Raw genomic sequence first — 20,783 nt, forward strand, 5'->3', positions numbered from 1 at the left:
TCTTACTCGTCGCGCTCGCCGAGGTGATTCCCGACTGGTCTGAGGCGGCAGCGCAGTGACCGACACACGAGCACACCCCCAACTAACCCACCGGCCAGGAGAAGCCGTCATGACGTCCATCACGACCACCGCAGAGAGGCAGTTCGCCGTGAAGTCGTGGCTTCTCGGCGCGGTCAAGGACCGGCGGGCCGCCCGCGAGGAGTGGGCCGCCCATGATGTGGCACTCCTGCACTGCGGTGGCATCTTCTCCGCCGTCCGCATCCCATCGAACTTGGTGTGGGCGGCGGCCGGCACGGAGAAGCTGGCAGCGGTGGATGCCTTCCTCCGTCGGTGGTTCACCGACGGCGCCATGTTCATGGACCTCCACGCCCACCACTACTACGCCCTCGTACCGGCCTCAACCGCCCGCCAGTGGAACGCCCGGGAGCTGCCCGGGGTCGAATGCCTCGGTCACGATCACTACCTGGGCGTACCGGCGGTTCGGTGCACGGAGCCGCGCGGCCGCGCCTACTGGTGCCTCTCCATGGACTCGCCAGGCTGCCTCTGTTACGTGGACGAGGTCGAGCAGCTCCTGCGCCGCGCCCAGGAAGCCCGGGGCGAGAGCGTCGCCGTGACCGCCAGCGACGAGGAGCGATAGCCGTGCGCCATATGCGGCCAGACAGCACCGCAGGGCAGGCCCTCTACGTGCTGGCCGTCGTTGGGCTACTCGCCGCCCTCGCCGTCGGCGTGGCCGCCAGATAGGCCGACGCCCTCGCATCGTTCACCCGCCGCACTGGCCGGTGGACGGACACAGCCCCCGCCCCTTCCCCGGCGAACAGCTGGTTCCCCCTTCCCGGGGAGCGGGTGGGCCAAGCCGAACACCCCATGGAGTCACGGCGATCGATCGCCGCCCCCCTTGCGACCTTCAGCATGCCCGCTAGTCCTGCGGAGGACCTGATGAGTGCACATCCCCAGCCCGACACTGTCACGGACGGCCACCTCGGGCCGCTCGGGTACAGGCTGGTTCCTGAGTGGGCGGCCGCGAGCCGGGCCCGCGCCCGCGCAGCCGAGATCGTCACCGCCCACCGCGGCGCGTCCCGTGAGGTGGTGCGCAACCCGCACCTGGACCAGGAGTGGGCGCAGACGATCGTGCGCGCCCCGCGGCTCCTCAACGCAGTCCAGGACCTCATCGGCCCCGACGTTGCCGTGGAGAACACCTTCCTGGTCATCAAGTGGCCCGGCCGGCCCTTCGAGGTGCCATGGCACCAGGACGGCATCAACGCCCGACTGGAACTGGACCCGCACCGGTCGGTCGCCGCCTGGGTGGCCTTGACCGACGCCGACGAGGACACCGGCTGCCTGCACGTCATCCCCGGATCCCAGCGAGGCGGCTACCGGCCGTACGAGGTGGAGGCCGAAACCGGCGCCGCTCGCGGCCGCGCCCTCGGCGTCGACATCGACCACTCCATCGCGGGCATGCCGGTTGCCGTCCCGGCCGGGAGCGGGCTGCTCATGGACACCCGCCTCGTGCACTGCTCGCACTCCAACAGCGGAGCCGGCGCGCGCGTCGGCCTGAATATCCGCTACGTCGCGCCCGAGGGCATCCTCCGGCGCGCTCCCTCAAGCCCCAGCCTGGCCCCGCTCACGGGCACCGGCTGGTAACCGATCCGACACACAACGAAGGAGAACCCTCGTGACCACCATGGTGGAGGAGTTCATCGGACAGGGCGCTGTGACCCGGGTCCGCGTGCTGACGGGCGAGGACGTCGACGCTGAGCGTCGCGGTGACAAGGCGCCGATCGCCCGCAGCGAGTGCACCTACTACTGCCCGGACGAGGCGACGGCGAAGCGCGTCATCTCGGCCCTGGAGGAGTCCGACAAGCGGCTCCGCGAGCGGCCGGAAGAGCTGATGCTCTGGGACTGGCAGTGCACGTACTTCGAGGCTGAGCAGGGCAACCCGAACGGTGGCGGCACCGTGATCCTCGGCGTGGCCTGGTACGACGAGGAGTTCTACGCCGACCGCAAGGGGGCCTGGTTCGGCGCGATGCACCAGCGGATCTACAAGGACCTGGGCGTCCCGATGGAGGACATCGAGGTCACGCATTGGCGGCTCGACGCGGCGTGATCTGACGCCGCTGTGACCGTGGCCGGGTCCGCTCCCGTGAGCGGGCCCGGCCGCTTCCGTTTCCCAACCGAGGAAGGACACCCCTGCTGTGGGCGGGATGGATCAGGACGCCGCGCTGTGGGACGCGTGGGCGGCCACGTACAACGAGGACAGCTTGGGGCCGGCCGAGCCGGTCGCCGTGGTACTCGCCGAGCTGGCGGACGGCGGCCCGGCGCTCGAACTCTGCATCGGCATGGGCCGCGTCGCGCTGCCGCTGGCCGGGCAGGGTGTGCCGGTTATGGGCCTGGACGTGTCGACGGAGATGCTCCGACGGCTCGAGGAGCGGCGGGGCGCGCTCCCGGTCGACTACCGGGTTCGTGACATGGGTGACTTCGAGCCGCCCGGCCGGTATCCCCTCGTCTACATCGTGGCGGGCACCTTCTATCTGCTGGCGGACGACGACCGCCAGCGGTCGTGCCTGCGGTCCTGCTCCCGCGTCCTCGACGAGGGCGGGCACGTGGTGATCGAAGCTCCCGTTCCCGGCTCCAGCGCGCTGCCCCTGGAGTCCGGGGTGATCCCGCGCGGGGTCGGCGAGGAATGGGGCAAGCTGTCGATCGTCATGCACGAGCCAGGCCCGCAGCTCCTTCACACGCAGGAGGGGCGCCTGGTCCCCGAGGGCGCGCGGATGCGGCTGGTCTCACGGCGGTACGTGCACTTGCGGGAACTCGACGACATGGCCGGCGGGGCGGGGCTGAGGCTCGCGGCCCGCTACAGCGGCTGGGACCGCGCCCCATTCGAGGACGGGCAGGCGCGGCACATCAGCGTGTACTCAGTCTCGGGAGAGCTCGGCGGCCGGTTCGGTGACGGGTAGGGCTCCGCGGTCGCGCGACCACCACCAGGCCGCGCCCGCGCCCGCGCAGGAGACGGCGACCGTGGCGAGGCCTCCCGCCCAGAACGCGGCGACCGGCGACGCGGCGGCAATCACAGGAATGGCGAGGAGGGAAGTCGTCCCCGCGGTCCGAATCAGCGTCAGGTCGACGGCCATGAGTCGACGGCGCGCGGCGGGCGGGAAGCCGGCCAGGTGGGTTTGCATCGTCACGCCGCAGAACGGGGCGACGAATCCGGACGCGGCGGAGATCGCGAGCAGGACGGGCATGTTCCCGGCCGCTCCGGTCACCGCCAGGAGCAGCCCGGATGCGGCCCACACCAGGCAGTACACGACGGGCAGCCGGGCGGGGAGTCGCATGTTCCCGGCGATCAGGTTCCCGACGAGCGCACCGGCGCCGGTCACAGCGAGGACCAGGCCGTACGCGCCTGCACCGGCGTGCAGCTGGGTGGCCAGCAGGGCGGGAGTAGCCATGGCGACGGCCTGCGCGAAGATCCCGGCACCGTGGACGGCGATGGCCGCGCCCGTTGCTGGGTGGGTGCGCAACAAGGATCGGGCTCCGAGCCGGACGGTGCCGGACGGCGGCACAGGGCCGCGTGCGGCGTGCGCTGCGGACCGGCCGAGGGCAGCGAGCACCCAGGCCGAGACACCGAAAGTGGCCGCGTCGATCAGGAAGAGAGCGGACTGTGGGACGAGGGCGAGCAGCGCCCCGGCCGCGCCCGGGCCGGCGATGCGGGCGATCCGGCCGGTGAGGTCCATGAGGCCGTTCACGGCTTGGACCTCGTCCGGTTCGACGAGGTCCGGGACCAAGGCGCCGAGATTGGGGTCGAAGACGGCACCGGCGAGGCCGAGCAGGGCCGCGACAGTGAGCATGCCGGGGGTACCGAACACGGACCAGGCCCACGGGAGCGCGGCGACCAGGCCGACTCGGACTGCATCGACGCCGGCGAGGGCCCGCAGCGAAGCGAACCGGTCCATGATTCGGCGGCCCAGGGTGCCCATGACGATGTACGGCACCGACTCGGCGACCGCTACGAGACCCATGGCTCCCGCACCGGACCGCTCCCAGGCAAGCCACATGATCGCCATCGCATACAGGCGGTCACCGAATACCGACAGCGCTTGGGCGCCCCAGAGCGCCAGGACGCGACGGCGGCGCAGCAGCCGGACGTATCCCAAGATCACTCCCGCCGTGGAAAGCACGAAGTCCCGGGATGGTGCCACCGGGACGACACACAACCCTAGGGCACACGAGAGGACGTATGCGGCATGAGGACAGAAACGCTGCCCACCGCGGCGCATGAGGCGGCGGAAGAGCGCTGTGGCCCCGACACGAAGTTCACGCTGATCACGGATCGCCGTGGTTCCGCCGTGTGGAAGGGGCGGGGCGCTCGAGGGATCGTCGCTGTGAAGTCGGGCACGGATGAGGGCGCCGCCATCACGGCACGGGAGAGCGCGGTACTCGCCGCGATGGCGCCCGGCCGGCTCCTGGCCTCTGGCAGTGCGGGCCACACGGCCTGGATGATCACTCCGTGGCACTCGGGGCCGTCGACGTGGGATGCGTTGCGCGGTGTTCGGCACCGGCAGGTCGATCCAGAGGCGGCGAGATCGTCTGTGGTCGACCTGTGCCGAGCGGTCGCCCAGCTGCACGCGGCGGGATGGGTGCACTCCGACCTCCAGCCGGGGCACGCCATCCACACCGGCCAAGGCGTGGTCTTGATCGACTGCTCGTGGGCGTGGCATTACGCCCGGCTGGCCCCGTCCCGGATGTTCCGGGGCGGCATGCCGCACCTGCTCGCACCCGAGCTGGCGGCCGCCGTCGAAGCGGGGATGAGCCCCGTGGCGCCGGACCCGGCCGCCGAGACGTACACGCTGGCCGCATCCCTGTGGTGGGCGATCACGGGGGACTGGCCGCTCGACTACGCGGCGGCCGGCGTCGACCCGAGCGAGCTGTCGGCAGCTCAGCTGCGGAAGGCGATCGGCCTAGGCCAGTTCCGGGTGCGCCTGTCGTCTACATGGCCAGCCGTGCAAGACGTGCTGCGCGCGGTGCTGACCGAGCCGCCGGGGCGACGCCTGACCGCTTCCGCTCTGGCCGCCGCGGTAGCACGCTGATCTGCCCCGGCCGAAGGCTGGATGCTGTTGGCGAATTGAGCCCGATCTTGGTGTGAGTCCACGCTCACTCCGAGATCGGGCTGCTTCAGGCTCGGGCCGGGCTGCGAAGATGTGTTTCGTGGTTACGGATGCGGAGTGGGCGCGGATCCGGGAGGATCTGTGCTTCGGGCAGGTCTTCCGGGGCACTGTCGTGAAGGTGCCCAGACCTGGGGCGATCGGGTTCTTTGTGGACATCGGATTGGACGTCGGCGGCTTCGTTGACGTCCTGCTGTTACCGGAGCAGGAAGAGCGCTGGCCGGTCGAAGGCACGGTCGCTGATTTCGAGGTCTGGTGGGCGGACAGCCGGCAGCAGATCCGACTGAAGCCGTCCGATCCGCGGTATCTGCGGGAGGACTTCGCGGACTTCGTGGCGCGTGTCAGGCCCAGTTGGCCGTCCGATATCGGCCGCCCTGTTGCGTAAATGTCTCCGCCGCCATCTCCAGCCAGCGCAGCTCCCGCGCCGCCGACAGCACACGGGTTGAGTCCGTCCGTGCTTTCCCGCCGCTTGCCAGCAGGCCCTTGTCCCGGGCCGCAGCGAGGATGCCGCCCGGCATCTGCCTCGATGAGACGGTCCCGGAACTCCGACAGTGGGTGTGCAGGACCGCCTTCCGCTGCCGCGTCGCCCTGCTGCCCATGGCGCATCACCCCTGAGCCGTCGCCGAGTCAGTACGGCTCCACGGTAAATGGAAATGAAATCTATGTCCATGTCCATGTGAACATTGATTCATGTGTTCTGGGGTTACCTCTTCACGGACGGCGTGTGCGCGGGGTTGGGGTTCGACTTCGGCTTATGGTCTGTCAGACACCGACATCCGGAGTAAACATGCAGAAATCGGATGAACTGGTAGACCGAGTGGCGGGTGTGGCAGTCGCTTCCGCCGTCCCCACCGTGCCCCGCCCCCGACCGCGGTGGCCCTTCACCGCCGTCGTCGCGAGCGCAGTCGGCGTGACGCTTCTGCTTCTTCTCACAGGCACCGTGTGGCTGAACGACCCGGCCGTTCAAGCCTGGCGTACCGTGTGCCTGGCCATCACCGTCCAGGCGCTTCCCTTCCTCCTGCTGGGCACGGCGCTGTCCGGCGCGATCAACGCGTTCGTGCCGGCCGACCTGTTCACGCGCGTGCTGCCGAAGCGGCCCGCGTTCGCCGTTCCGGTGGCCGGTGCGGCGGGGGTGGTGCTGCCAGGCTGCGAGTGCGCATCGGTCCCCGTGGCGAACAGCCTGATCCGCCGCGGTGTCACCCCGGCCGCCGCCTTCGCCTTCCTGCTCTCCGCGCCGGCGGTCAACCCGGTCGTGTTGACTGCCACCGCCGTCGCCTTCCCCGGTAACCCCGCGATGGTCGTCGCCCGCTTGCTGGCCTCGCTCGCCACCGCTGCCGTGATGGGCTGGCTGTGGCTCTGGCGGGGGAAGGAGGAGTGGCTCAGGCCCACCGCCCGGCACAGCGGCCACCATTGCGGGCGGAGCCGATGGCGGGAGTTCATGCAGGGCTGTCGGCACGACTTCCTGCACGCCGGCGGCTTCCTCGTCCTCGGCGCCATGGCCGCGGCCACCTTCAACGTGATGGTGCCGCGTTCCGTCCTGGACACCTTCTCGGCCTCCCAGTGGCTGTCGGTGCTCTTCCTGGCCGGGCTCGCCGTCGTTCTCGCCGTCTGCTCGGAGGCCGATGCCTTCGTCGCGGCGTCACTCACCGGCTTCTCGCCCACAGCGCGACTCGCCTTCCTGGTGGTCGGGCCGATGGTCGACCTGAAACTCATGGCCCTGCAGGCAGGAACCTTCGGCCGGGCCTTCGCCTGGCGCTTCTCCACGGCGACCACCGTGGTGGCGATCGCCGTGAGCGCCCTGATCGGAGGGGTGCTGCTGTGAAACGCCCCGCACAGGCACTGCTCCTGGCCCTGACCGGCATCGGCCTGCTGCACGCCGCGCTCTTCACCGATCTCTACCTGCGCTATGTGAAAGAGGGGCTGCGCCCGCTGCTGATCGTCTCGGGGGTTGTTCTGTTGCTCCTCGGCCTGGCAAGCGCGGTGCGGGCGGGGAAAGACGCCGAACACACGGAACACACCGAACAAGCCGAAGAAGCGGAACACGCCGGCCATGCGCACGGCCACGACCACTCCCGTGTACCGGGCGTCGCCTGGCTGCTGTTCTTCCCGGCGCTGAGCCTGCTCCTCTACGCCCCGCCGGCACTGGGCGCGTACACGGCGGGGCGGTCCAACGACAAGGCGGTCAAGGAACAGAAGACATTCGACCCGCTGCCCGCGACCTCACCGCTGCCCATGACCCTCAGCGACTTCACCGCTCGGGTCCAGCAGGACCGTGACCGAGCCATCAAGGGACGCGCCATCCAGATGACCGGCTTCGCCACCCCGGCCGGACACGGCGGCGGCTGGTATCTGACCCGGATCATCTTCACCTGCTGCGCCGCCGACTCGCAGACCGTGAAGGTGCGGATGTACGGCAGCCAGGCCCCACCCGCCAACACATGGCTGGCAGTCACCGGCACCTGGCACCCCCGCGGCGCGCTCGGTACCAGGACCGCGGAAGCCGCACTCGACGTCCGAAGCGCCGAGCGCGTCGCCCCGCCGGTCAACGCCTACACGGACGACCTGCCGCTCACACCTTCCTAGTAGTGCTTGGTCAGGTGGATTCGCCGGTGGCGTGTCCGTTTGATCGGGTGTGTCGTTGAGCGAGTGTGCTGGGTGGGGAGTTGGCCGCGGTCCGGTGTGATCTGGAGGACTTCGCGGCGGAGATGTTCGAGCCGTTCGCGCGGGCGGATCAGCGCCGGTGGGGCGAGGTCTATCTGCGGGGGCTGTTGCTGGACGGGCGGCGCAAGTCGGTGGAGCCGATGGCCGCCCGGCTGGGTGAGGACGGCAACCGGCAGGCTCTGGCCCACTTCATCACGGCCAGCCCGTGGGAGGCGGCGCATGTGTGTTGACCACAGAGGCGATGTGGTCGCGGCCGATGCGGATGCCCGCCCGGTACAGCCCGCGCCAGCCCATCGAGGGGTTGGCCTCGTGCAGCTCCCACACGATGCCGGCCAGCAGCAGACCGCTCATGTCGATCGTCGGCAAGAGACCGGGGATCAGGGCCGGTGCTGTCGTCCGTGTTGCCGGTGAGTGCTGCCCAGCCGATGAACTCCGAGCCGAGGGTGCCGATCAGTAGCAGCGACGCCAGCGTGCGAGTACCGCCACCGATGTGCGGGCCGACAGGCCGTGGCACATGTACAGGGCGATCAGCATGATGGCGCTTGCCCCGATCACCGCCACGAGCAGTGGGTTCGAGCCCTGCAGGATCGCGGGCAGGATGAAAAGGTTGAGCACCCCGAAGCGCGAAGGGGAGAGAAACCAGACGCCACCCTGCTATGACACGGCGGACACCTTCATGGCGCGCCCTGTTGTGGCGGTGGCCCAGCCGTAGCGACAGCTCGGCACGGTTCCAAGACGAAGACCTGCGATTCTGCGCAGCTAGCGGTGAACGGCCGGTGATCGCCAGTGCGATCCCACCGTTGCTGTGCGATGCCCCCTACTCTGGAGGTACGCGCCGCCCAGAAGCCTGCGAGGTGTGCCGTGACCCGCGCCTACCGCTTTCACCTTGAGGTGGAAGACCACTCGGTGACTATCCAGACCCGCCACGCCACACGCGAGACCGAGCTGCTCGTGGACGGGAAGGTGGTCGGGTACCAGCTCGCCCAAGGACGCCGCCGACCTGCGATCGCACTCGCCGCTGAACTGCCCGGGGACCCGCCCCGGCCCTTCGCCGTCACTCTCCACACCAGCGAGACCACCGATGGCGCCCCCACGTGTGTGCTGGAGATCGCTGGACGCAGACATCCCATGCCCGAGACGGCGCTGGCCCGATCCGACGTCGCCGCTTCCGCAGCGGCCCGCCCCTCGCTGCGGGCGGCCCGCAGGCTTCTCCGCCACTCTGCGCGGCACGCGCCGCCGCTAGGACTTGTCTCGGCCGATCATGTGACTACTCGCCCGAGTCCTTCCTGTGGGCATGGGGCGGGATGATGTGAGCGATGCCGAGTGGGAACGGCTTCCTCCGTTCCTGCCGGTCACCAACGGGCATTATGGCAGGTGGCGGGTTCGCCGGGGGGTGATCGATGAGAGTCTGCACAGGGGGCGGACCGGGGTGCAGTGGCCTGATCTGCCCGAACGCTTCGGGCCGTGGAAGACCGTCTATGAACGCCATCGCCTGTGGTCGGCCGACGGCACTGTCACAGAGGTCGCACGGTCCGGTGCCCGGTGCGGTGACGTGCTGAGCCGCGTAGTCCCTTCACCTCCCTCCTGTTCGGCGGCTGCACGATGTGCGGACTCTCGGGCTGCCTGGTGCCGATCACGGTGTCTCCCCGGGCGGTGCGGCAGTCCGAGCGGTCAGGCGGTGCAACCCCTTGCGGTCGTAGTAGAGGGTCATGGCGAACCCGAACGACAGGGCGAGGGCGACGCCGATAACGATCATGGTCCAGGCGCGGGTCAGGCCGGCGTCCGCCCGGGCGTCGAAGTAGAGGATGGACCGCACCCCGTCCGTCAGCTGCCGCATAGGTTCGAACAGGGCCAGGAAGCGGTAGAAGCCCGGAACAGCCTGGAGGGGAATCGTCGCCCCCGAGGACGGCAGGGCCAGGGCGATGAACACGAACATGGACACGACCTGGCCGATCCCTCCGAAGGCCGCGTTGATGGCCTGCACTCCCAGGCCCACGGCCAAGCTCGCACAGTAGGAGAAGATCCACAGCAGCGACAGGTGTGATGCGTCCATGCCCAAAATCCCGATCCCGGCGATCATCACCAGGCTGGTGGTCAGCAGGCTGATGCCCGCGGTCATCAGCATCTTCAGCAGCAAGGTCTGCGTGCGGCTGATCGGCACCGTTGGCCGCCGGGTGTGCCAGGGCCCGATCTCGTTGTCGGTGTAACCCAGGCCTGCGTCGACGCCGCTGTTGATGACGTTTCCGCCCACGAACCCGGTGAGCACCAGGAGCAGGGTGAAGTAGAAGGCGGTCAGGCCGAGGCCGCTGTGCCTGCCGATGGGGTGGCCCACTCGGATGGTGACGGTGATCGGGTCGCCCAGGAGTGCACGGGTCGTCGTGTCGGCGCCCTGGCTGGACGCCTGGTTCGTCAACTGTCGGCCGATCGTCAGGGATGCCTGGTGAGCCGCACGCTGGGTGATCTGACTGGCCAGGGAGGAGCCGAGGCTGCCCAGCCCGGGGTTGGTCAGGACCGTGAGGGCGGGCCGCGCCGTGGCCCGGGGGGTCGTCAGCGCCGCCACCGATGTGGTGAAGTCGGCTGGGATGAACAGGGCGCCGTAGACCTTGCCAGATGCCAGCTGGTCCCGCATCTGCGTCGGGCTGAGCCGGCGCCACTGCACGGTGCCCGCAGGGGTCGCTGCGACGACCGACCGGCTCACCTGCGCTCCCAAGGTCTGTTGCTGTCCCGGCAGCGGCGGCCCCTGGTCCGTGTCGACCAGGGCGATCGGCAGACGGCGCAGATTTCCGCTCGGGTCCAGGATGCCTCCCATGTAGAGCAGCGTCAGGAACAGCGCCACCAGCGCGCACAGGGCCATCGGCACCAGCCAGAGCCGTCCGTGACGTGCCACAGCAAACGCGCGCGCAAATACCTGCTGCTGCCCGGAACCCGCCGAGGTCATGGAACTCCCAAGGGGACACGTCCTGCGCTGTCTGGATCTGCCGACGGGACTGGCTGTTGCGTAGGAGCCGTATGCCTGTGTCTGAGCTGCCCACGCCCTCGACAGCAGGGGAGTACAGCGGACCCTCCAGGACGATAACCATCTGTCGTCCAGGCATCGCTCATCGACACAGCTCCAGCTCAGGGGGCCGTCCGCGACCAGCGCAGCATCCCTGTCGGCGTCGCGCGCAGCTGACGGATCGGTCGAGAGGTGATCTGCACGTCGCCTGCCATGCCACTACAGGGAGATGCTCCACGGATCACAGGGCAGCAGTCCTCAGTGACCGAGTGACTGGGGAGTACCGAGAAAGCCTCGCCACCGGCACTGCGCCGGCGTCATGGCCGAATACCAAGTGGTGCTTCCGCAGCACCGCTCAGGACCACCCGCCACTGGTCCTGCCTCCAGCGCTCCTGGACGTTCTCCTCGTGCGCGCATGTTCCGACCGCCGGATACTCGATGCGTGCCCACTGCCACCCAACCGCGGTCCGAGCGCTGAAGGGCACCGGCCTCACCGGCCCTGACCAATGAGGAGATCGCGTCATGCGCTCCCGAAAGAGCCCGCTGACTCCACTCTCGGCGGTGGCGGCCGGCCTGCTGGCCGGGGCGGTGGGAACAGTGTGTCTGGATGCCGTCCATTACCTGAAGTACCGTCGCGCAGGCGGGACGGACAGCTCGCTCACCTGGGAATTCGCGCCGGTCGAGAGCTGGGGGGAGGCCCCTGACCCAGGGCAGGTTGCCAAGCGGGTGATCGAGGGCTTCACCCAGCGTCGGCTCCCTGACGGCTCCGCCTGGCTCACAAGCACCGTCGCTCACTGGGCCTACGGATCAGCGGCGGGCGCGGCGTACGGCATCGTGGCCGGGTCACTTCCCAGACCCTCTCCCGTGTATGGCGTGCCTTTCGGTGCCGCGGTCTTCGCCGGTGACTACATCACCTTGCCGATTGCAGGGCTCTACAAGCCGATCTGGCAGTACGACACCAAGAGCGTGGCCTGGGATTTCAGTGCGCACGTTGCCTATGGCACCGGCACCGCAATCACCTTCTGGCTGCTCACCCGACTCGGCGCCTGCGTCGCGGGCCACAGACCGTAAGCCGCCTGCCGGCCAGGGCCGACGCCCATGCGCGCCACCCCCTGCTGAGCGGTGTGCGGGTTACCTCTGGATCGCCCGTGAGCATCGTGAGCCGAGGATCACGCCTGTCGGCGCGGAGTCCCGCAGGCGTTCGGCGGCCAGGGCAGCTCGTCGAGTGCCGGCCCGGCCGTGCGCGGTCCGGGCCAGCGTCCACCGGATTCCCCTGCGCGGCACGCGTCCGGCCGTGCGAGTCTCGTCGTGCGGTATCTGGAACAAACGCAGAAGTCTCAGCCACGGACATGAAGCTCGAAGTCGTGGCGGTGTCGGTGTCCGACGTCGACCAGGGGAAGGGCTTCTACACGCGATTGGGCTGGAGGCTGGACGCGGACATCGGCCATGAGCTGCAACGTCTCAGCGGCGAGCCGAGGGAAGTGTTCCGCGACGCCTGCTGGTGCGCAGCGCAGGGCGGAGGTGCATCCTGAAAACTGGAGCGTTCCGGTGAGTGAGCCTGCCCAGCAGGTCCTTCAAGCGGTCATGGCACTGCACCGCGGCAGGGCGGGTCCGGGCACCAGCGTCGGCGACGCGAGCCAGGCGCTCCGCGAGACGCGTGTCGAAGGCCGCCGACAGACAACGGTCATCTCGAACCAGGGAGTAGGTCATGCCATCCCTACGCTTCCACGTGAACTCCTCGATGAGCCCGGGCGAGGTGATGGGCGTACTGACGAACTTCAGCCCCTCGCGTGTCGAGGAATGGCCCTCCATCGATGCCGAGCACTTCCAGGTCCATGAGAGGGGCGATACCTGGGCAGAGGTGACCGAGGGGAACGACAAGTCATGGGAGCGTGCACGCTACGAATGGGATCCCTCGACGAACAGGGTCACCGTCACCACTCGTGACTCGGTGCCCTTCGGCTCGGGGGGCTGGCAGTTTCAGATGACTCCCACGGATAACGGCACCCGCGTCGACGTCAGACTCGAACGGCACCCCACCTCGTTCAAGTCAAAGATGATGTCCTCGATCATTCCCTTCGCCGGGCCTGTGTTCCGCAAGTCCTTCGCGGAACCCCTGCACACCACGTAGTCGCGCCAGCGGCTGCTTCGACCATCCCCGAGACGGTCGTCCCGATGACCGTCTCAACGCGGAGCCAGTGTTCGTGTGGCACGCACGGCACCCGCCCGCACGACTTCGTGGGGTACGCCTCCTGGGTCGGCAGCACCGGCGCCTTTGCGGTAAGCACCGGGGCGGAGCCTGGCTCCGGCACGCGCTGACGGTGGGTCGGCGGTCCCCCTGGAGGATCTTGCATGACTACTGGCTGGTCGAGGGTGCGGTGATGCGGGTTTGAGGCGCTTCCCCCACAGTGAGGTGCATGGCGGTGCGGGCCCGATGGGTGGATGGGGATCAGAACAGTCCCTGGCTGGTGTTCATCCCGGTTGCCCTCATCGTGCTGATCACGGTCGTCGATGTTCATTCCCCCACCAGCGTCCATCTTGGGCCGCTGCTGGTGATCGCTCCGGCTCTCGCGCCGTCCTTCGCCGGACCGAAAATCACTGCGGCGGTCGGTGGGCTCGCGGTTGCGGCGCAGGTGTTCATCGCTGCTCTGCACGGCGGGCTGACCACGAGCAACCATCTGGCTCAGATCGCTGCGCTGTCCGTGCTTTCGGCGATGATCGTGCTGTTCACCGTGGTCCGCGAACGCCACCGCCGTCAGCTCACCCGCGCCCAGTCGGTGGCCGAGGCGGCCCAGCGCGCGCTGCTGCGCCCGCTGCCGGACCGTATCGGAGTGTTGCAGATCGCCTCCCAGTACGTGGCCGCTGAGGAGGAGACGCAGATCGGCGGCGACCTCTACACCGCGACCCGCGCTGATCACACCACCCGCTTGCTGATCGGGGACGTGCGCGGAAAGGGCCTGGCCGCGGTCGGTGAAGCCGCCCTGCTGCTCAGCGCCTTCCGTCTGACCGCTTCACGCCAGCCGAGCCTGCCCGACCTTGCCGCCGTCTTGGACGCCCACGTTCAGCGTTACCTCACCGATTTCTCCGTCACTGACGATGAGAGCGGCGAGCACTTCATCACCGCCTTGTTCCTGGACCTGCCCGACGACAGGCCCGTCGCTCATCTCACCAACTGCGGGCACCCACCACCCCTGCTCTTGCGACGAGGCCAAGCGCCCCAGCCGGTCGACACCGACGCAGCTCCGCCCTTGGGTGTCCACCCGGTGCCGGCAGACGGCCATGCCCAGAGCACCGTGCCTTTCGACGTCGGCGACACCTTGCTGCTCTACACCGACGGAGTGATCGAGGCCCGCAACGCCTCCGGCACCTTCTACCCGCTGGCGGATCGGATGGCCCGCTGGGCCCACTGCCCTCCAGCCACACTGGTCCGACACGTGTGCCGTGATCTGCTCGCCCACACCGGCGGCCGCCTGGGTGACGACGCCGCCCTGATCGCGATCCAGCGCACCTCACACCTCAGCGTGGCCTCGCGCGTGGTCTGATCCACGAAGGCGCGCATGCTGGCAGGCGTCGTGCTGATCGTCTCGCCATTCACCTTGATCGGCACGCTCACCCTCGTCGGCATCACGGCCATCGTCCTCGGCGTGATCGAGGTGTTGCACGCCCTCAGGACGCGCATCGAAGCCGGCCGTCCCGCCTCGGGCACCGCTGCCGAGCGGCGGCCTCATTGCCGCTCCCGACTACACCCCAGCATCAATCGCGGCGCATACTCTGGCGCCCCGCTCGTGCGGCGCGCAATGTCTCACCTCAGCAGAGCTGCCGAAGGCCAGCCGTACGGCCGAGAGGGGGTGCGGTGACGGCTGGCGTTCGGAGGCGTGCCCGGATGGTGATCGTGATGAATCCGCGTTCGGGGGGGAAGGCGGCTCGTTACGGCCTGGTGCAGCGGGCCGAGACGATGGGGGGCCCAGGTCTGGACGACCAGCGTTGAACGGGACGCGGCGTCGCTTGCGAAGAACGCCGTTGAGGAGGGGGCACAGGTGCTTGGGGGTCGAGGGTGGTGACGGCACCCTGTTGGCGGTTGCCGCGGTGGCCGCCGACACGGGCCGGTTGCTGGTCGTTGTCCCGGCGGGCCCCATAACCACTTTGCCCGGGATCTGGGCCTCGACCTCGGCGATCCGGCCAAGGTGCTGGACGCCTTGGGCGCCACTCTGAGACCGCACAGGTGGACCTCGGGGGTGCTCGGCCAGCGCGTCTTTGTCAACGACGTCGCGCAATTCAACGCCCTGCTCCCGAACGCGGTGATCTTCCACAACGCCCTGGATGTGGCCGAGATCGTGCGCCAGCTCCAGGAGGAGGGCCGCGTCGTCGACCCGAGGACCTGGCCCACATCTCGCCGTACCCGACCGAGCACATCCGCCGCTTCGGCGAGTACTCCACGCACGAACTCGGCCTTGAGCCCGAGGCGTACGACCCGCACCTGGACGTCGACTTCGGCCTGCCGCGCGGCGACGGCCCCGGTGCGGACAGCTACGGCCGGGCAGCCTGACCATCGATGCAAGGTCACTACTTCAGCGGCAGCGTGATGCCGTCCGGCGGCGGCACCATGCACACGCACGCACTTGGATCGGCGAGTGTGAGGCCCGTGCTGGCGGCCGCCGCGGGTGTCGGCGGCAGATTCGCGACCAGCTCCGCAAGCGCGTCCGCCGTGAGATGAGCCGATTCCCCGGTGCGAGGCCGACGGCCCGGGAAGGGTGGCCACTGGTCGCCGTCCGGCGCTGAATCGCCGGCCCTGGCTGCGCTGTCGTATCCGTTCTGGATGTGAGCCCGCCGGGGCGTGCACTGGGTGCGGTTCAGCGGGCGATCGAGATCGCAAAGGGCGCGAATCCGCTGGACCGAATCACGTGCGGTACGAACAGTATCGCGGCCTCCGTGGCGCGAGCGGTCTGGATCCCGCCGAGATCAGTGATCCACTCCATACGCCAGCCGAGGCTGACGAGCAGTTCACGGACGCTCTGCTTGGCCTGCGGGTCCTCGCCGGAAAGGAAGACATCGGGCGCCTGGGTGAGCGTGGCCGGGGCGGTCATCACCGGGAAGAGCATGGTGTTGAGTGTCTTGACGACGCGCGTTTCGGGGAGCGCTTGCTGGAGTTGCTCGGCGAGGCTTGCGCCGGGGTAGATCAGGTCGGCGGGCAGTCCGTCCGGTCCGTCGATGGTGGCGTTGGAGACGTCGACGAGGATCTTGCTGTGCAGTTCCTCGCGCAGGGCGACGAGCCGGTCCAGCGAGCCGGCGCCCGGGGTAGCGTTGATGACCATCTGGGCTGTCCGGACAGCGTCGGCGGCGGCGCCCGGCGCGCGGTCCGCCACGGTCACCTCATGCCCTGCCCGGGTGAGGGCTGCGGCCAGGTTGCCGCCGACGCGGCCGTTTCCGAGAACTGCGATCGTGGGCATGGTGATCTGGTCCCTCCGTGCGTGCAGGTTGTGGTGCGCGGTCAGCGTGAGAGCGTGGCGACGGCCTCGGCATGGACGCCGGGCGCGGCAGCCAGGAAGCTCTCGCTCTGCGGGGTCCAGGGGCGGCCCTCGACGTCGGAGATCTGTCCGCCGGCTTCGGTGACGAGCAGCGCCCCGGGCAGCAGGTCCGCGCGGGCGCCGGCGAACTGCCAGAAGGCGTCGATGCGGCCGGCTGCCACGTTCAGCAGGTGCAGGGTCGCGGGCACGGCGGTGCGGACGACGAGTGCGTCGAAGAGCATCGCGGTGATCGAGGAGCCGACGCGCCGCACGACGTTGTCGTCCTCGTCCGGCCGGGCCTCGCTGGTGGCCACCATGCTCAGGCCGAGGTCCGCGGTCTGGGAGACGCGCAGCGGCCGGCCGTCCAGGTAGGCGCCCGCGCCGGTGAGCGCGGTGTAGGTCTCGCCGGTCAACGGCAGGTGGACCGCGGTGAGCACCGGCTGGTTCTCGCGCACGAGGGTGGCGGTCACCGCCCACTCCGGCAGGGCGTGCAGGTGGTTGACGTTGCCTTCGGCCGGATCCACGACCCACCATTCGCCGGGCGGCAGTGCCCCGCCGTCCAACTCGTCCTCCACCCAGCCGGCGTCCGGACGCAAGCGCGTGAGGCGGGGGCGCAGGATGTCGAGGGCCGTGTCGTCGTTGGCGGCGAGCGCGCGCATCAACTCTTCGCCGGTCTGGTAGCGGACCACCTCGCCGAAGCGCTCGCGCAGCGCCGAACCGGCTGCGCGTACGGCGATCGTTGTCTGGCCGAGCAGGTCGGCGTCGGAGGCGGCGACGTCAGTGGTCTGAAGCGTTTCGGGCATGGTGAACTCCCGTGTGAGGAGGGGGTGATGAGGCTGTTCGGGCCGAGCTGTGCGCTCTGTTCAGCGCCTGATCTCGACGGTATACAGCCCCTTGATTAACTTCAAATGCATGTAAAGCACGGCTAGGATTACTCGTGTGCAATTGGACTTGAACCTGTTGGCCGCGCTCAACGCGCTGCTGGAGGAGGGCAGTGTGGCCGGGGCGGCCGCACGCCTGCATGTCACCGCCCCCGCGATGAGTCGGAGTCTGGGCCGAATCCGGCGCACGACCGGGGACCAGATCCTGGTGCGCACCGGCCGCACGATGACCCCGACGCCGTACGCGATCGCCGTCCGAGAACAGGTGCAGGAGCTGCTTCACCAGGTCCAAGGGGTGCTGGCACCGAGCCGTGAACTCGATCTGGCAACACTGGAGCGCACTTTCACACTCCGCTGGCACGATTCCCTGGTCGCCTTGAGCGGCCCCGCACTGCTCGCGGCCGTGCGTGAAGAGGCGCCGGGCGTGCGATTGCGCTTCGTCGCGGAATCGAGCATTGACACACCGGAGTTGCGGCGCGGCGAGGTGGACCTGGAGGCGAACGCCAACCACACGAGCGCACCGGACATCCGCGCCGAGAACGTGGGCGAGTCCCGCCTCGTCATCGTCGTGAGGCCGGGGCATCCCCTCACCCGTGGCAGTACCGTCACCGCACATCAATACGCCGCTGCCGAGCACGTCACCGTCTCGCGACGGGGAAACCTCAGCAATGCCCTCGACGACGCTCTCGCGCGGCTTGGCCTCACCCGCCGCGTGGTGGCGACCGCACCCACGGAAGCGGCCGCGCTGGAGTTCGCGCGCGGTTCCGATCTCCTGGTCAGCGTCCCCGAAGCCACCACGCGATCCGCGGTCGCCGACCTCGGCCTGGTAGTGCTTCCCCTGCCGCTCGAACTACCGCTCGCACCGGTCTATCTGTCGTGGCATCAGCGCTACGACACCGACCACGCCCACGTCTGGTTGCGCGGGCTGGCGCGAACCGCGCTGACCATGCGCGTAGCGTCATAGTCGGCGCCGTCCGGCCGCTTCAAGCCGTGACGTACAGCGCCACGGCGACCGCGACGTTCTCCGGATGGCTGACGTCGCTCGGACGTGCCAGCGCCAGGTACACCGTGGCTGGCAGCCTCCAGCCGCTCCACGCGACCATCGAGCCCGATCCCAGCCACGCCAGCGCAAGGAGGAACGGATAGGGCAACCAGGTCGACCGGCGCCGGACGAGAGCCAGTACGGCGGCGGCCGCGGCGAGAGCCCAGCACGCGCTGACCCCAACCAGTACATGCCAGCTGGCCGGCCGCTCATCGCGGTGTGCGATGCCCAAGGGGCCACCGGCCGCCCAGTAGAGCCAGGCTGGCCTGTCACGGCGCCGCTCACGGCAGCGAGGCCGAGGTGCACGAGCTGCCGAAGCCGAAAATGAAGGCCGCAGCCCAGAAGCAGCCCGCCAAGAAGGCCCCGGCCAAGAAGACGGCCACGAAGAGGGCGAGCAGCAGGAAGCCCCGCAGCGCCTATCCGCGGTCCTGCTCGGTGGTGCGGCAGGCCGCACAGATGACCTTCTCCAGGGGTGGCCGTGTGGCGCGAGGCGAGTGGAGGACTCTTTTCGCAGTTCGGGCCGGCGTCGATGACCATCTCGTGTGCAACACGTCTGGTGCTACTTGTGATGGGACTCGATTCGTGGGGCCGCGAGCCTCGTTCGGTGAACTCCTGTGCCCGGCCGCAGTAGGGTATGCCCCACCCTGTTCCCGGGGGTTTGTCGGAGTGCCTGAGTCCGGCACGGCGTGATCGGCTGTCCGCACGGGATTCGCGTGGCGGAAGGTGGACAGGTGAGAGTCCGGATCGGGTACTCGGCATGGACTGTGGGCGTGGTGCAGTTCTTCGTCATCCACTGGATTGCCGAGTCGGCTTGGGCCAGACCGTATAGCTGGGCACGGAACAACCTCAGCGACTTGGGTAACGCTCACTGCGCTCTGCAGTCTGAGCCTGAGCCGCGCTACATCTGTTCCCCCGAGCACGGGCTGATGAATGTTTCGTTCGTCGCCCTGGGAGTGCTGCTCGTTGTCGGCGCCGCGCTGACCGGTGGTGTCCTGTGGGACAGAGGCCGGGCCGCTGCAGTGGCCCGTCTGCTGCTCGCCAGTGCCGGCATGGGATTCGTGCTGACCGGGCTGGCTCCTGCGGACGTCAACGAGAACCAGCATGTTTTGGGCGCCCTCTTCATCATGGGAGCGGGCAACATCGGTCTCGTCGTGGCGGGCTTCGGCCTGGCAGAACACGTACCGACCCCCCTGCGGTGGGGCACCAGCCTGCTGGGAGTCACAGCGATCACGGCCTTCGGGCTGTTCCTCTCCCACCACTACCTCGGTCTCGGGATGGGAGGTATGGAACGCGTCGCCGCTCTTCCTTTCCTGTTCTGGGCGCTGGCTGTCGGTGCTCATGGCCTCATCCCCCGGGCAGGTCGTATCCAGGAGGCAGCGCCGGTCGAGCGTCCCAGCCGCGTTGGTTGAGAGGCCACGGTGTGTTCAGCGGCGGCGGGTGGCGGCGGATGGGCGGCGAACTGGGCGGTGGCAATGGGCGCAGGCCGACCTAGTGGGTCGGCATCCGAGGAGAAGTGCCGCGGTGGTGCGGTCCGTGGTGGGGGCGATACGTCTGGGGCGCATCGTTCATGCTCGCGACGGTACGGCGCCGCCGCACTGCCCGCCCTGAGCACCGATCGGGCGGGCAGTGCATACGCTCGCTGTATGAGCACGGAGGAGATTCCTGAGCCCGTCCCGGCTCGCCCGTGGCGGCCGGAAGACGACCCCAGGCCCAAGGTCACCACCTGGCCCGCCGTTAAAGAACCGATCCTGAAGGTGTGGTCACAGGGGCGGTGGCGGCCGGCCTCGGCATGGCACGCCAGGACTGGGCCGACGGCCGGATCTTCTACCAGGTGCACGTGGACCTGGTCGGCGACAGCGCTGCCAGTGCCCGCCTCTACCAGCGGCCCCAGCCGGGGCTGCGAGCCGGACGCGGCCCGGAACACCGCACCGGGCCTGACAGCCCACATGCCCCGCGCTCCCAGGCAAGGGAACTGAGGGCATCGTCAGCCATCGTGAGAGGGCGGGGCGCTCCGGCATCTCGGGACCGTCAGGCCGCCGGCAGCTTCCCTGCCTGGTCCGGGCAGTACACCAGCACCGCCGCTGACACCAGGGCCGCGGCCTGCTTGGGGTCGAAGTTGCGGAAGATGGCGTACTGCATCGCGTCGCCGTACGAGCCTCCTTTCAGCGCCACGCATATGTCCGTCCCGTTCGAGCCGAGGGTGTCGGCGAGCTGGTCCGTCTCCATATCCCCGAAGTCGTAGGGGTCGGCGGCCGCGACCGCGTCGGCGTACTTCTCGTCGTCGGCGGACGGCCCGCTCGACGAGCAGCCGGCGAGCACAAGCCCGGCGAGCAGGGCGCCCGCCACGGTGGTGATCTTTCGTCTCATGGGATCATCGTCGCTGCCAGGATGATTACGCAGTGGTGACGTGATGGATCTGTGACGACTAGGACGAGGGATGAGCGCTGTTTGCGGACAGCGAAGTCCGGTCAGGCCGCCCCAGGTTGTCACGGTCCCTCGTTCGCGTGCGGCCACGCTCGACCGCCTCCGCCTTTGGCGGCACCT

Annotated in this window: 20 protein-coding genes and 5 pseudogenes; 17 read left to right on the forward strand and 8 right to left on the reverse strand. The window is 69.1% G+C overall.

The window, feature by feature from the left end:
- Positions 1-109 precede the first annotated feature (109 nt).
- From AB0J12_RS06950 to AB0J12_RS06965, 4 genes are all read left to right on the forward strand, one after another.
- On the forward strand, positions 110-637 hold the full coding sequence (locus AB0J12_RS06950; RefSeq protein ID WP_363263137.1) for a hypothetical protein: 528 nt from the start codon (positions 110-112) through the stop codon (positions 635-637).
- A gap of 299 nt (positions 638-936) precedes the next feature.
- On the forward strand, positions 937-1,641 hold the full coding sequence (locus AB0J12_RS06955) for a phytanoyl-CoA dioxygenase family protein (RefSeq protein WP_363263138.1): 705 nt from the start codon (positions 937-939) through the stop codon (positions 1,639-1,641).
- Positions 1,642-1,681: 40 nt separating this feature from the next.
- The gene (locus AB0J12_RS06960; protein ID WP_363263231.1) at positions 1,682-2,104 is read left to right on the forward strand and encodes a hypothetical protein; all 423 of its coding nucleotides are present in this window, start codon (positions 1,682-1,684) and stop codon (positions 2,102-2,104) included.
- Between the two features lie 97 nt (positions 2,105-2,201).
- Positions 2,202-2,954, forward strand: coding sequence for a class I SAM-dependent methyltransferase (locus AB0J12_RS06965; RefSeq protein WP_363263139.1), 753 nt, complete (start codon positions 2,202-2,204; stop codon positions 2,952-2,954).
- Here AB0J12_RS06965 and AB0J12_RS06970 read toward each other — a convergent pair.
- Positions 2,913-4,148, reverse strand: coding sequence for an MFS transporter (locus tag AB0J12_RS06970; protein ID WP_363263140.1), 1,236 nt, complete (start codon positions 4,146-4,148; stop codon positions 2,913-2,915). The two genes, AB0J12_RS06965 and AB0J12_RS06970, sit on opposite strands and share 42 nt — an antisense overlap.
- Before the next feature lie 90 nt (positions 4,149-4,238).
- Between AB0J12_RS06970 and AB0J12_RS06975 the strand changes: the two genes are divergently transcribed.
- Both AB0J12_RS06975 and AB0J12_RS06980 read left to right on the forward strand, forming a co-directional pair.
- Complete coding sequence (locus tag AB0J12_RS06975) at positions 4,239-5,081, forward strand: hypothetical protein (protein ID WP_363263141.1); 843 nt, start codon at positions 4,239-4,241, stop codon at positions 5,079-5,081.
- A gap of 118 nt (positions 5,082-5,199) precedes the next feature.
- On the forward strand, positions 5,200-5,541 hold the full coding sequence (locus tag AB0J12_RS06980) for a hypothetical protein (protein WP_363263143.1): 342 nt from the start codon (positions 5,200-5,202) through the stop codon (positions 5,539-5,541).
- 1 nt (position 5,542) lies between these two features.
- On the opposite strand, the pseudogene AB0J12_RS06985 reads toward AB0J12_RS06980, so the two are convergent.
- Positions 5,543-5,708 (reverse strand): annotated as a pseudogene (locus AB0J12_RS06985) (IS5/IS1182 family transposase); the annotation flags it as partial.
- 235 nt (positions 5,709-5,943) lie between these two features.
- On the opposite strand from AB0J12_RS06985, the gene AB0J12_RS06990 reads away from it, so the two are divergent.
- The 3 genes and pseudogenes from AB0J12_RS06990 to AB0J12_RS07000 form a co-directional block, all read left to right on the forward strand.
- Positions 5,944-6,978, forward strand: coding sequence for a permease (locus tag AB0J12_RS06990; protein WP_363263144.1), 1,035 nt, complete (start codon positions 5,944-5,946; stop codon positions 6,976-6,978).
- Positions 6,975-7,739 carry a TIGR03943 family protein gene (locus AB0J12_RS06995; RefSeq protein ID WP_363263145.1) on the forward strand — a complete coding sequence of 255 codons (765 nt, stop codon included), beginning with the start codon at positions 6,975-6,977 and terminating at the stop codon, positions 7,737-7,739. The genes AB0J12_RS06990 and AB0J12_RS06995 overlap by 4 nt, the downstream gene beginning before the upstream one ends.
- A gap of 122 nt (positions 7,740-7,861) precedes the next feature.
- A pseudogene (locus tag AB0J12_RS07000) lies at positions 7,862-8,026 on the forward strand (transposase); the annotation flags it as partial.
- A 13-nt stretch (positions 8,027-8,039) separates the two neighbouring features.
- Here the strand turns inward: AB0J12_RS07000 and AB0J12_RS07005 are convergent.
- Positions 8,040-8,432: pseudogene (locus AB0J12_RS07005) on the reverse strand (YibE/F family protein); the annotation flags it as partial.
- 679 nt (positions 8,433-9,111) lie between these two features.
- Here AB0J12_RS07005 and AB0J12_RS07010 point away from each other — a divergent pair.
- A pseudogene (locus tag AB0J12_RS07010) lies at positions 9,112-9,342 on the forward strand (transposase); the annotation flags it as partial.
- Positions 9,343-9,450: 108 nt separating this feature from the next.
- On the opposite strand, the gene AB0J12_RS07015 reads toward AB0J12_RS07010, so the two are convergent.
- Positions 9,451-10,755: a DUF3533 domain-containing protein gene (locus AB0J12_RS07015; RefSeq protein ID WP_363263146.1), complete on the reverse strand. Its 1,305-nt coding sequence runs from the start codon at positions 10,753-10,755 to the stop codon at positions 9,451-9,453.
- Positions 10,756-11,334: 579 nt separating this feature from the next.
- Between AB0J12_RS07015 and AB0J12_RS07020 the strand changes: the two genes are divergently transcribed.
- From AB0J12_RS07020 to AB0J12_RS07040, 5 genes and pseudogenes are all read left to right on the forward strand, one after another.
- On the forward strand, positions 11,335-11,883 hold the full coding sequence (locus AB0J12_RS07020) for a hypothetical protein (RefSeq protein WP_363263147.1): 549 nt from the start codon (positions 11,335-11,337) through the stop codon (positions 11,881-11,883).
- A 278-nt stretch (positions 11,884-12,161) separates the two neighbouring features.
- A pseudogene (locus tag AB0J12_RS07025) lies at positions 12,162-12,251 on the forward strand (glyoxalase); the annotation flags it as partial.
- Between the two features lie 269 nt (positions 12,252-12,520).
- Positions 12,521-12,943: a hypothetical protein gene (locus tag AB0J12_RS07030; RefSeq protein ID WP_363263148.1), complete on the forward strand. Its 423-nt coding sequence runs from the start codon at positions 12,521-12,523 to the stop codon at positions 12,941-12,943.
- Positions 12,944-13,229: 286 nt separating this feature from the next.
- Positions 13,230-14,354 (forward strand): PP2C family protein-serine/threonine phosphatase, encoded by a 1,125-nt coding sequence (locus tag AB0J12_RS07035; RefSeq protein WP_363263149.1) that lies wholly within the window; start codon positions 13,230-13,232, stop codon positions 14,352-14,354.
- A gap of 15 nt (positions 14,355-14,369) precedes the next feature.
- Positions 14,370-14,669 carry a DUF308 domain-containing protein gene (locus tag AB0J12_RS07040; RefSeq protein ID WP_363263150.1) on the forward strand — a complete coding sequence of 100 codons (300 nt, stop codon included), beginning with the start codon at positions 14,370-14,372 and terminating at the stop codon, positions 14,667-14,669.
- A 993-nt stretch (positions 14,670-15,662) separates the two neighbouring features.
- Here the strand turns inward: AB0J12_RS07040 and AB0J12_RS07045 are convergent.
- Both AB0J12_RS07045 and AB0J12_RS07050 read right to left on the reverse strand, forming a co-directional pair.
- Positions 15,663-16,259 (reverse strand): NAD(P)-binding domain-containing protein, encoded by a 597-nt coding sequence (locus AB0J12_RS07045; protein ID WP_363263151.1) that lies wholly within the window; start codon positions 16,257-16,259, stop codon positions 15,663-15,665.
- Between the two features lie 41 nt (positions 16,260-16,300).
- Entirely contained in the window at positions 16,301-17,119 is an 819-nt protein-coding gene (locus tag AB0J12_RS07050) for a 3'(2'),5'-bisphosphate nucleotidase CysQ (protein WP_363263152.1), read from the reverse strand.
- 136 nt (positions 17,120-17,255) lie between these two features.
- Here AB0J12_RS07050 and AB0J12_RS07055 point away from each other — a divergent pair, with 136 nt between their 5' ends.
- On the forward strand, positions 17,256-18,161 hold the full coding sequence (locus AB0J12_RS07055; protein ID WP_363263153.1) for a LysR family transcriptional regulator: 906 nt from the start codon (positions 17,256-17,258) through the stop codon (positions 18,159-18,161).
- Between the two features lie 19 nt (positions 18,162-18,180).
- On the opposite strand, the gene AB0J12_RS07060 is transcribed toward AB0J12_RS07055, so the two are convergent.
- Positions 18,181-18,471, reverse strand: a complete 291-nt coding sequence (locus tag AB0J12_RS07060; protein ID WP_363263154.1) for a hypothetical protein — start codon at positions 18,469-18,471, stop codon at positions 18,181-18,183.
- A 538-nt stretch (positions 18,472-19,009) separates the two neighbouring features.
- Here AB0J12_RS07060 and AB0J12_RS07065 point away from each other — a divergent pair.
- Positions 19,010-19,648 (forward strand): DUF998 domain-containing protein, encoded by a 639-nt coding sequence (locus AB0J12_RS07065; RefSeq protein WP_363263155.1) that lies wholly within the window; start codon positions 19,010-19,012, stop codon positions 19,646-19,648.
- A gap of 619 nt (positions 19,649-20,267) precedes the next feature.
- On the opposite strand, the gene AB0J12_RS07070 is transcribed toward AB0J12_RS07065, so the two are convergent.
- Entirely contained in the window at positions 20,268-20,606 is a 339-nt protein-coding gene (locus AB0J12_RS07070) for a DUF732 domain-containing protein (protein WP_363263156.1), read from the reverse strand.
- Between the last annotated feature and the right edge of the window lie 177 nt (positions 20,607-20,783).

The sequence above is a fragment of the Streptomyces sp. NPDC049915 genome (assembly GCF_040656475.1).
GTDB lineage: Bacteria > Actinomycetota > Actinomycetes > Streptomycetales > Streptomycetaceae > Streptomyces.